Annotated in this window: 10 protein-coding genes and 1 pseudogene; 8 read left to right on the top strand and 3 right to left on the bottom strand. The window is 43.7% G+C overall.

Annotated elements, in window-relative coordinates; all coding sequences use genetic code 11:
- Positions 1 to 799: radical SAM protein (locus QXE01_09580; protein ID MEM4971489.1), on the top strand; the 799-nt coding region annotated here is incomplete at its 5' end.
- Between the two features lie 198 nt (positions 800 to 997).
- Positions 998 to 1,336: a DsrE family protein gene (locus QXE01_09575; GenBank protein MEM4971488.1), complete on the top strand. Its 339-nt coding sequence runs from the start codon at positions 998 to 1,000 to the stop codon at positions 1,334 to 1,336.
- 1 nt (position 1,337) lies between these two features.
- Here the strand turns inward: QXE01_09575 and QXE01_09570 are convergent, their stop codons facing one another.
- Positions 1,338 to 1,631, bottom strand: coding sequence for an ATP cone domain-containing protein (locus QXE01_09570; GenBank protein MEM4971487.1), 294 nt, complete (start codon positions 1,629 to 1,631; stop codon positions 1,338 to 1,340).
- A gap of 514 nt (positions 1,632 to 2,145) precedes the next feature.
- Here QXE01_09570 and QXE01_09565 point away from each other — a divergent pair.
- From QXE01_09565 to QXE01_09545, 5 genes and pseudogenes are all read left to right on the top strand, one after another.
- Positions 2,146 to 2,754 (top strand): TM1812 family CRISPR-associated protein, encoded by a 609-nt coding sequence (locus QXE01_09565; GenBank protein MEM4971486.1) that lies wholly within the window; start codon positions 2,146 to 2,148, stop codon positions 2,752 to 2,754.
- A 4-nt stretch (positions 2,755 to 2,758) separates the two neighbouring features.
- Positions 2,759 to 3,376 carry a hypothetical protein gene (locus QXE01_09560; protein ID MEM4971485.1) on the top strand — a complete coding sequence of 206 codons (618 nt, stop codon included), beginning with the start codon at positions 2,759 to 2,761 and terminating at the stop codon, positions 3,374 to 3,376.
- A 229-nt stretch (positions 3,377 to 3,605) separates the two neighbouring features.
- Positions 3,606 to 5,756 carry a beta-propeller domain-containing protein gene (locus QXE01_09555; GenBank protein MEM4971484.1) on the top strand — a complete coding sequence of 717 codons (2,151 nt, stop codon included), beginning with the start codon at positions 3,606 to 3,608 and terminating at the stop codon, positions 5,754 to 5,756.
- 361 nt (positions 5,757 to 6,117) lie between these two features.
- Positions 6,118 to 6,462, top strand: a complete 345-nt coding sequence (locus QXE01_09550; GenBank protein MEM4971483.1) for a nucleotidyltransferase domain-containing protein — start codon at positions 6,118 to 6,120, stop codon at positions 6,460 to 6,462.
- Positions 6,463 to 6,479: 17 nt separating this feature from the next.
- Positions 6,480 to 6,853 (top strand): annotated as a pseudogene (locus QXE01_09545) (HEPN domain-containing protein).
- A gap of 85 nt (positions 6,854 to 6,938) precedes the next feature.
- Here QXE01_09545 and QXE01_09540 read toward each other — a convergent pair.
- On the bottom strand, positions 6,939 to 7,946 hold the full coding sequence (locus QXE01_09540) for an ATP-binding protein (GenBank protein ID MEM4971482.1): 1,008 nt from the start codon (positions 7,944 to 7,946) through the stop codon (positions 6,939 to 6,941).
- A 122-nt stretch (positions 7,947 to 8,068) separates the two neighbouring features.
- On the opposite strand from QXE01_09540, the gene QXE01_09535 reads away from it, so the two are divergent.
- Complete coding sequence (locus QXE01_09535) at positions 8,069 to 8,584, top strand: PaREP1 family protein (protein ID MEM4971481.1); 516 nt, start codon at positions 8,069 to 8,071, stop codon at positions 8,582 to 8,584.
- 99 nt (positions 8,585 to 8,683) lie between these two features.
- Here the strand turns inward: QXE01_09535 and QXE01_09530 are convergent.
- Positions 8,684 to 9,568 (bottom strand): ATP-binding protein (locus QXE01_09530; GenBank protein MEM4971480.1); only part of this gene is annotated, 885 nt, incomplete at its 5' end.

Below are 9,568 nucleotides of genomic sequence, written 5' to 3'. Positions count from 1 at the left end.
TCTAGCTGTTAAGGCTGGTGCCCAGGGTGTTACCTATACATATAACGAGCCATCTATATTCGCTGAGTTCGCCTATGATGTTGGTGTTGAGGCTCATAAGAGGGGTTTGTTCAACACATTCGTCTCCAATGGATATCTAACGGATGAGGCTATAGATCTCCTATCAAAGTTCCTCGACGCTATAACAGTTGATTTCAAGGGTAATGGTGACGATGCTTTTGCCAGGAAATTCATATTGATCCCGAGCTATGAGCCTGTCTTCAACGCATTGCTAGAGCTTAAGAGAAAGGGTATATATATAGAGGTAACAGATCTCGTAATACCCAAGGTAGGCGATGATCTTGAGAAGGCTAGGAAGCTAGTTAGATGGATACACGATAACCTCGGGCCCGAGACACCTCTGCACTTCCTCAGATTCCACCCAGACTACCTCATGATGGACTATCCATGGACCCCTATAGAGACTCTTGAGAAGCATATAGAGCTTGCTAAGAAGGAGGGGATGAAATACGTATATATAGGCAATGTCCCTGGGCATCCATATGAGCATACATACTGCCCAAGCTGTGGAAATATCGTTATAGAGAGATATGGCTTCGAGATTATAAGCTGGAGGCTTACAAAGGATAATAGATGTAAATTCTGTGGAGAGAAGATCCCGATAGTAGGGACTCTCCACGAGACATATAGGATGAATAGATTCTTCTCAGTACCCATCTACAGGCTCAAGAAATTCACAAGAGTAGATGCCAAAGCCCTCCTAGCACCAACACAGAACAACGGATCCCAGGGAAAATAGGCTGAAAACCCCCGCACCGCCTATGGGCTTAAAGATATGTCTAGATATTCATATCCTAGATATTTGAGGGCTTTAAAAGGGTAGATCGTTTCCATAGAATGGAAACGATCACCTAGCTAGAAGGTTAAGGATCTCCATAGATCCTCTATGGCTTATTAATAGAGCTTATTACCTCCCTAGTGTAGGGAGAGTTGGTGATTGGCTATAGCTAAGGTGCTTCTCCTCATAATGTCTGGGGATGAGAAAGCAGATCTTGGTGTGAGATTCGCATATAGATCTATTGAGGATAACAGGTTTGAAGATCTAAAGGTGATCTTCTTCGGCCCAAGCCAGAAGAGGATATTATCATATGAGGGTGAGATGAAGAAGATGATCGAGGAGCTGAGGAGGAGAGGGGCTATAGATGCTGCATGCATAAACGTTGCAAAGAGCCTCGGCATCGAGAAAAGCCTAGAGGATCTAGGGCTTAACCTCGTACCGGTTGGAAATAGAATAGCGTATTATATTGAAAAAGGGTATCAGGTTATAACCTTCTAGCTCAACTCCTCCCAGCCAGCTCCTGCTCTGTTTTCCTCCTCTTAACAGCTGCATCGAAGACTATCCAGTTCCTATACCACTCCTCATTCTCCCTCTTGAGGAGCTCTAGAACCATCCTAGTGAGATCCTTTGCACTAACCTCCTTAACACCCTGATCCAACAGCCTACCCTCAATAATCTTAGCTATCTTCCTCGCAGCCTCAGGAGTCGCCCCAGCCTTTAGACAGCTAACCACTATCTTTTCAGCGATGAACTCCTCCCTACTCCCATCCCTTTTAATCACATATATAGACATGGGATCACCATCTTTCAATTCTATAGTAGATCGTGTGTGGTTTTGCTCAGTTCTATAGTAGATCAGATTTGTCTATTATTATTTTTCTTATGGGGGTATATAAGCGAAGATCCGGTTTTTGATCTATGTTTTTGATGACCACAATGCTTATTAGCCTCAAAGATTTTCGATCTAGATTATCCTGGGATCTTCCGGGATGATCCCTCGGGATCTCTTCCCCCTCGGATCTCTTTTTGATCTCTGATCATATGATCTTTTAGATCTCCTTGGATCTTTCTCTCTATTCTTTCCCGGTTGATTCCGGGATGATCTATATAGTTGATCTCTAGATCCTTGGATCTGGGCTTCTAATTCTTTCGCATTTAATGCTAGTTTTTTATTGTTTACGCGATTGTGTTTATTATTTTTTAGTAATTTCTAAATATGTATCGATGTTTTTCACTTTATCTGTATTGTTGGGGTTCTGGTGGGATATTTTTTATATGGTGGGTGGTATGTTTTTTGGTTGGGTTATATGTCGGAGGTTGTGATTGGTATAACTACTTGGGGGTCTCCTTGGTTCGTTTATCCGAATAATTATAGGTGGCGGAAGGTTGAATATGTTTTGGCTGATGATTCTGGGTGTGGTGTTTCTTCGAGAACTACCTTATCATTTATCTTTAAGTGTATATCGCATTCGCTTCGTAGGTTTGTGGTGATTGTTCCTAGTACTGTGGTTTTTGAGCCAGGTTTGAATAGCTATGATGAGTTGATTCAACATGTGAAAAATATATATCGTGGTTTCATCTGTGAGGAGATCAAGAAAGTGGGGGATTTGTCTCCTAAGGCCTTGGATCTTATAGTAGCTCCTGGCTCGGGTAAATTTACCAATAGATATAAGGGGGATAGTGTAGAGGGGAGGCTTATGCTGAACTACTGTGGTAGTCTATCTAACTTCTATTACTATGTATACTTGGAGCTATCTAGGATCTTGGTGAAGGAGATCTTGAATATAGAGAATGATGGGGATTCTAAAAAGAGTCTTAAGATAGTCCTGGATCTCAGCCATGGTATGAACTATATGCCGGTTCTAACCTATAGAGCTGTAAACTACTATCTGCTTTATCGTTTCTCTCTCTTCTGAGCATATGGTTCTAACCTATAGAGCTGTAAAGGATCTAGCTGGCGTAGCATCAATATTCCTGGAAAACGTCGTTCTACGCGTATTAAATAGCGAGCCGGTAGACATATCGAAAGAGGACATAAGAAAAACAGCTATCCATACCGTTGAAAAGATCAATAACCCCGGGCCCGAGCCCTTCACAATAGAAAAAGATAAGAGATTATTAAGGCTAGAGGGGAGATGCCTAAGAGGAGGTTCGAATGATGAGAGAAAAATCGGGGAGGAGATAAAGGAGGAGGAGAATGAGGTTCTAAAGCTAGCGGGGGTGAAAGACCTAGATGAAGTAGCGGTCTTCGCATTATCGATAGAGAATGGATACCCATTACTAGCTCTAACAACAATGCCTCAGAATATAGATCTCGAAAGGATAGCAAACAGCCTTAGAGAAGCATTCCACAAATTCATAAGATTTGAGATAGGGAATAATGAGATTAAGGTGAGATATCTAGCTAGATATACAGCTAATACATCTAGCTTCATCAAATCCCTCATGATAGCTGAGATAATCGAGAAAGACCTTAAAATCCAAAGATCGGGCGAGGCATCATTAAAAGTAATTGAAGGAATAGATGATCTACTATAGAATTGAAAGTTTTCGTAACTGTTGTGTTATAAGGGTTCAGCAGCTAGGGGCTAAGATCTTCTATCTTCTGATCAAACTTTTTCTCTATCTTAAGGAGCAGGTTTTTCGGTTGTAAAGATCTTTAACATTTATGGACATAACCTTGAACTAAACGCCAGCGGTATTCATAGCTGGTGTGCAAAGCATATACTTAATAAATCTATCTTCGAGGATCTTGGTGGTGGGTTTGATGGTGTCTGAGAGGTTTAGGAGATATATAGCCCTAGCCACCTTAATAGCTGTTGTTATCACTATGGTATCCATGATCTATGTGGGGATTAGAGCTCCGGGAACCCCTGGATCCCCTGTTGGTTCTGGGGCAACTCCTCGGAAACCCGGCTATGGTGGTGCTCCTATGCCTAACCTATCTGCTACAGGGGTTTTCAAGAGCTTCTCCTCATATGATGAGATCAAGAGCTTCCTCCTCTCCATCTCTGAGACCATGGGCTCTCAGAATCTAGGGGTTCTTCCAGCGGGGATAGCTACTGTATTGCCATTAGCCTCCCCAACCCCTGCTATGGTTTCCCCAGCTTCTCTAAGGGCTAGCGACTCTATATTCTCCACTACGAATGTCCAGGTTAGCGGTGTTGATGAGCTTGACATTGTGAAAACGGATGGCAGGCTTATAGTTATCACATCATACAGCAGAGTATATATTGTTGATGCTATTGGGAGGAGGCTTCTATCCTCTATAGATGTTAATGGTAGCTCTAGAGGTGCTTTCCTATGGGGCAATACCCTGGCTGTGATTGCTGATGATCAGCTACCCGTGTATAGAGCCACGATTCTCCCCATGGTATATGGTTCTAACACATCGATCTATATATATGATATCTCCAACCCCTCCAAGCCTGTGCTTAGAGAGAAATTGGTCTATAGTGGAAGCCTAGCTGGTGCTAGGATGATTAATGGCACAGTCTATATGGTTCTATCATCTCCTATATACCGCGAGATCCTACCGCTTGTGAATGGCGCTCCTCTGAGGCCTTCACAGATATTTCTCGTTGATCAGATGCCATCTAGGTTTGCAACCATAGCCTCTGTGGATCTATCCAGCGGCGCTAGATCCGAAATATCCCTTTTAATATCCCCAACAACCTGGATCTATATGAGCCCTTCGAGGCTATATATAGCATCCTATATCCCACCATATGCAATGGCCACGGGCAAGGCTATAGAGGTTCTTTCAAGTCTCCTACCACAGGATATAGGATCCAAGATGCTTGAGGAGATGAGAAGGGGTAATATAAGTGGTGCCCTGAGAATCGCTAGCGACTATCTATCAACCCTGGGCGAGGATAAGGCGATATCTATTATATCCAATGCATCTGCAAGGCTCTCCACATATGTCTTCCAAGAGGTAACGAGGATCCATATCCTAGATGTGAGGGGGATCAACATAACCTATAGAGGATCTATAGACGTTCCCGGCCACATACTGGATCAGTTCTCTATAGAGGAGCACAGGGGATACCTGATCGTTGCTACAACAGCCTCCAACCTCTCTGCAAGGCTTGCATATCCCATCCCAATTATTCCAAAGCCAAAGCCTATTGAAGCTGGTACGGAGAGCAATATAACTATTAGGATTATCGAGTGTGTAGATGCTAGATGCAGCGAGAGATATATATCGATTCCACAGCCGATCCAGATAGGGCCCCAGCCACCTAGGATACAGATCTACGTCTCCCTAGTAGCTTCTAGCGAGACATATAACAATGTCTATATAATATCGCCCATAGATATGAGTATAGCTGGCTCTCTAGAGAACCTTGCAAGGGGTGAGAGGATATATGCGGCGAGGCTTGTAGGGGATATCTTCTACCTTGTGACATATAGGCAAGTAGATCCCCTATACGCTATAGACGTTAGAGATCCTAGGAAACCAGAGATCCTGGGATATATAAAGATACCGGGGTTCAGCGAATATCTACACCCACTCCAGGGAAACATGCTCCTCGGAGTAGGACTTGAAGATAGAGATCTAAAGATATCCCTATTCAACACATCAGACCCCAGAAACATAGTAGAGATAGCATCCCTCAAGATAGAAGGAGCCACAAGTCCAGTCCTATGGGATCACCATGCATTCACAATACAGCCAGGGAGAGGGCTTATCATGATACCAATAGCGATAGCAAAGATCTCTGGAAACACAGCTGGCATCGCAGTAATAAGCTATGGAGCCAATGGAATAAAGCTAGAGAAGATCCTAGAGCACGATCAGGCAATAAGATCTCTATATATAGACAAGACAATATACACAATATCCCAGAACATGATAAAACTATTCAACATAGAAACACTCCAAGAAATAGCCAGCATCCCACTAAAGCAATAGCAAAAATCCAATATATCCTATTTTTTAACACTTCAAACCAATCATCGAAAAAGTCTTTCAATTCTATAGTAGATCATCCCGGAATCAACTGGGATAGAATAGAGAAAAAGATCCTGGGAGATCGAAAAGATCATATGATCAAAGATCAAAATAGATCTAGGTAGAAGAAGATCCCGAGGGATCATCCCGAAAGATCCCAGGATGATCTAGATCAAAAATCTTTGAAGCTAATAAGCGTTGCGGATATCAAAAACATAGATCAAAAACCAGATCTTAACTTATATACCCCAATAAGATAAATAGTAGTAGAGCAAAAACTGATCTATTATAGAATTGAAAGAGATATTGTTGTGGAGTCGGTATGGGCAGGGTATCGATAGATCTAGGGGTTCTGCAACTGATTAAGCAGACTATCTTGGAGGAGGCTGGGAAGCTTGGGGTAGAGGTAGAGAGAATCATACTTTTTGGTTCGAGGGTGAGGGGGGAGGAGAGGGAGGGTTCTGACTGGGATGTGTTAGTGGTAGTGAAAGGGAATATGAGCTGGAAGGTGTTCTTTAAACTCCAATCCAGATTGCGAATGAGGCTTTTCAGGCTTTTAGGCGGCGAGATAGATTTGATTATAATCGAGAAAAAACGGTTTGACGAGAGAAAGGATCTCTGGGGGAGTATCGAGTATACGGCGGCGAGAGAGGGTGTGACTGTTTGAATATAGCTTGTGAGTGGATGCAGAAAGCAATCAACGATCTTAGAGCGTCTAGTCTTTTACTTAAGGAGGGGCTTTATGACCTGTCGGCGTTTCACAGTCAACAGGTAGCGGAAAGGCGTTGAAGGCGTTACTTATATCCTATGGGATTAGACCTCCAAAAACTCATAGCTTAGAAAGGCTTCTAAGCATGTTGGAGAATATGGTGGACGTCTCGTGGGGCTATGAGGAGGGTGTGCCGGCTCTAACCTACTACTCCGTAGAGATTCGCTACCCTGCACCACCAGTTTCAGAGGAGGAGGCTGTGGAGGCCCTTAGGATTGCTGGTAAGGTTGTTGAATGGGTGAGGAAGAAACTGAAGGAGCTGGGAATAGAATGTTTAAATAATATATAATAATATTTATTGTTTATCCAAACACTGGTTTATATATGTTGAATGCTGAAATGCTATGGCTATGCCTCATTTACTATTTATTTGACTAGCCGGCCTCTGTGATTGCTTTCCTAACAGCTATTCTGTGTAGGGGTGTTTGCCATGCAACATATCTCCCTATTCCAAGCTCTGGATCTCTCTCTGGGGGTGGGTTATCGATCCATGCCCGTGGTTCTCTCCTTGAGAGGAAATATATTATTAGGTTTCTTTCAATTAGCTCTTTCACAAGCTCTTGTGGCGCATCGGGCTCCCATAACGCGTCTGGATCTTCGACTGCTCTTTCTAGCCAGCCTCTCCACCTAGCTATGAATTCCCTGGTTATCATCTTCCCCTCTATAAGACTATTAGCTATTTCATCAGCCTGCCAGGAGCTGCGGTATAGCTCTGCAAGAGCCTTTGGATTGCCACCCGTGATCCTCCAGATCTCTTCGAAGCTAGGCTTATCACCAGGGATTTGATCGTATAGCTGTTTAAAACCCTCTTTAGACATATTCCATATAGGCCTCAGATCAGCCCACCTATGCCTGCCAATCTCCCTCCTAGAAACACCCTCACTAGTGGCTGCTACCGTTATTACCCTCTCATAACTAGCTGGTGGATATTCTATCAATCCTAGTAATCCCTTTACATATATTGCTGCTCTATCCAATCCTATTGCTTGGAATACATCATCGGCTAGGATGGCTAGCTTTTTCCTCCCAGCTTTTATTAGCTCTTTAGCAGCATCTATAACAGCCCATGCAACCCTTCCCCAAGCATCATCGGTAGCCCCTCTAACTATCTCGAGCAATCTATTCTTAACATCCTTAACACCGATCTCGGCGTAGAATTCCCTCTCAACAGGGTTTACATAGATCACATCAAAACCCAGCTCCCTTAACAATTCAGCACTCTGCTTAAGCCAAGCCGTTTTCCCACATCCCTCTGGGCCATATACTACTTGGACATTGATCATGCCCTTCTCAGCCCACTCCACAACCCTCTTCAAAGCCTGCTCCCTATCCACAAAATCAATCTCTATATCGTCTACAAATCTCAGCCTTACCCTTTTCATCAACTAATGCCTCCCAATAGCTTCCTAATATGGTGATGCTTACTAGGCTATAATATCTTTTTCCTCCTAGCCTGGGATATTGTTATTAAAAGGTTCTAGGGTGTAGATATTTTGGTATTATCATGGGTGGGAGGGATTTTATCACACTCTATATTCCTAAGAGGATAGCTGATGAGATTAGGAGAAGGGGTCTAGATATAGAGTTGTTTATCATAGATTCTCTTAGTGAGAAGCTCAAGCTAGATCCTCAGGAGGAGGCTGCTATCTATGTTGAACTTGCTGAGAGGTTCCTGGATGATGCTAGGAGGTATATAGATCAAAATGATCCTGTGCAGGCCAGCGAGAAACTCTATAAAGTGGCGGAGGAATGCATCAAAGCCCTAGCCATTAAATTCAGAACCCCCGAGTCCGAGGAGGCTAGGAGGGAGGGGAGATGGTGGATAAAGCTACTCTCCAGAGCTGCTAAGAAGCTGTCATCACAGCTTAGCGAGCCCATAATATCATATGGATGGTCAGTAGGCTATGATCTACATGTATGGGGTTTCCACGAGGCAGCGCTGGATATAGATGCTGTTAAAACAACCCTAAATATAATAGAGCAGATGCTTGTAAAGACTAGGGAGATCATCAAGAAATAGATCTAACCCCTATGCTCTAACAATACATACAACCCCGAATACCATCTTGTAATAGACAATCGCCAAACCCAGCCCTCCAGAGCGAGGAAGGATCGAGGACTAGCTAATCTCCACAAGCGCTTTCCTAACAGCTATTCTGTATAGGGGTGTTTGCCATGCAACATATCTCCCTATTCCAAGCTCTGGATCTCTCTCTGGGGGTGGGTTATCGATCCATAGGCTCTCGATTCTCTTGGGTAGTGGGTAGATAACCAGGTTTCTCTCTATCAGCTCCCTCAGTAGCTGGCCAGCATGTTCATCTCTCTCGGGTTCTCTCCATAGATAATCAGGATCTTCTATAGCTCTCTCGAGATGCCTCCTATACCTAGCTATGAACTCCCTTGTTAGGGATTTTATATGGATGATCTCTTCAACCACATCCCCTACCCTCCATGATGAGAGATATAGCTTTGATAGGATCCAGGGGTTACCTCCTGTGTAGATCCATATATCATCGATCGAGGGCTTCTCACCGGGTATTTGATTATATAGCTCTTCAAAACCCTCTCTAGGCATGTTCCACATACCCCTTATCTCAGCCCACCTATGTCTACCAATCCTCTCCCTAGTAACCCCCTCGCTCGAGGCTATCAGGATAACTATTCTCTCATAGGCTATAGATGGGTGTTCAATCATGTTTAGAAGGGATTTAACAAGCTGCTCAGCCCTATCAAGGCCTATGGCTTGGAAAACATCATCTGCTAGAAGGGCTATCCTCCTCCTAAGCCCCCTTCTAACAACTCTATAGAGAAGCTCAGCAGAGACCTCGATGATCCTCAAAGCAGACCCTAGATCCCCGGGCACCTCGCTAAGCAAACCCCTCAACTCCTCACTAACATCCAACCTATCCTCAGGAATGCTAGCAAGTGGATTCACATATACAACTGAATACCCATACTCCCTGAGAACCTCAGAAGCCTGTCTAAGGAAAGCCGTCTTCCCACA

Source organism: Sulfolobales archaeon, from assembly GCA_038897115.1.
GTDB lineage: Archaea > Thermoproteota > Thermoprotei_A > Sulfolobales > AG1 > AG1.
This window is presented reverse-complemented; position numbering and strand designations above follow the sequence as displayed.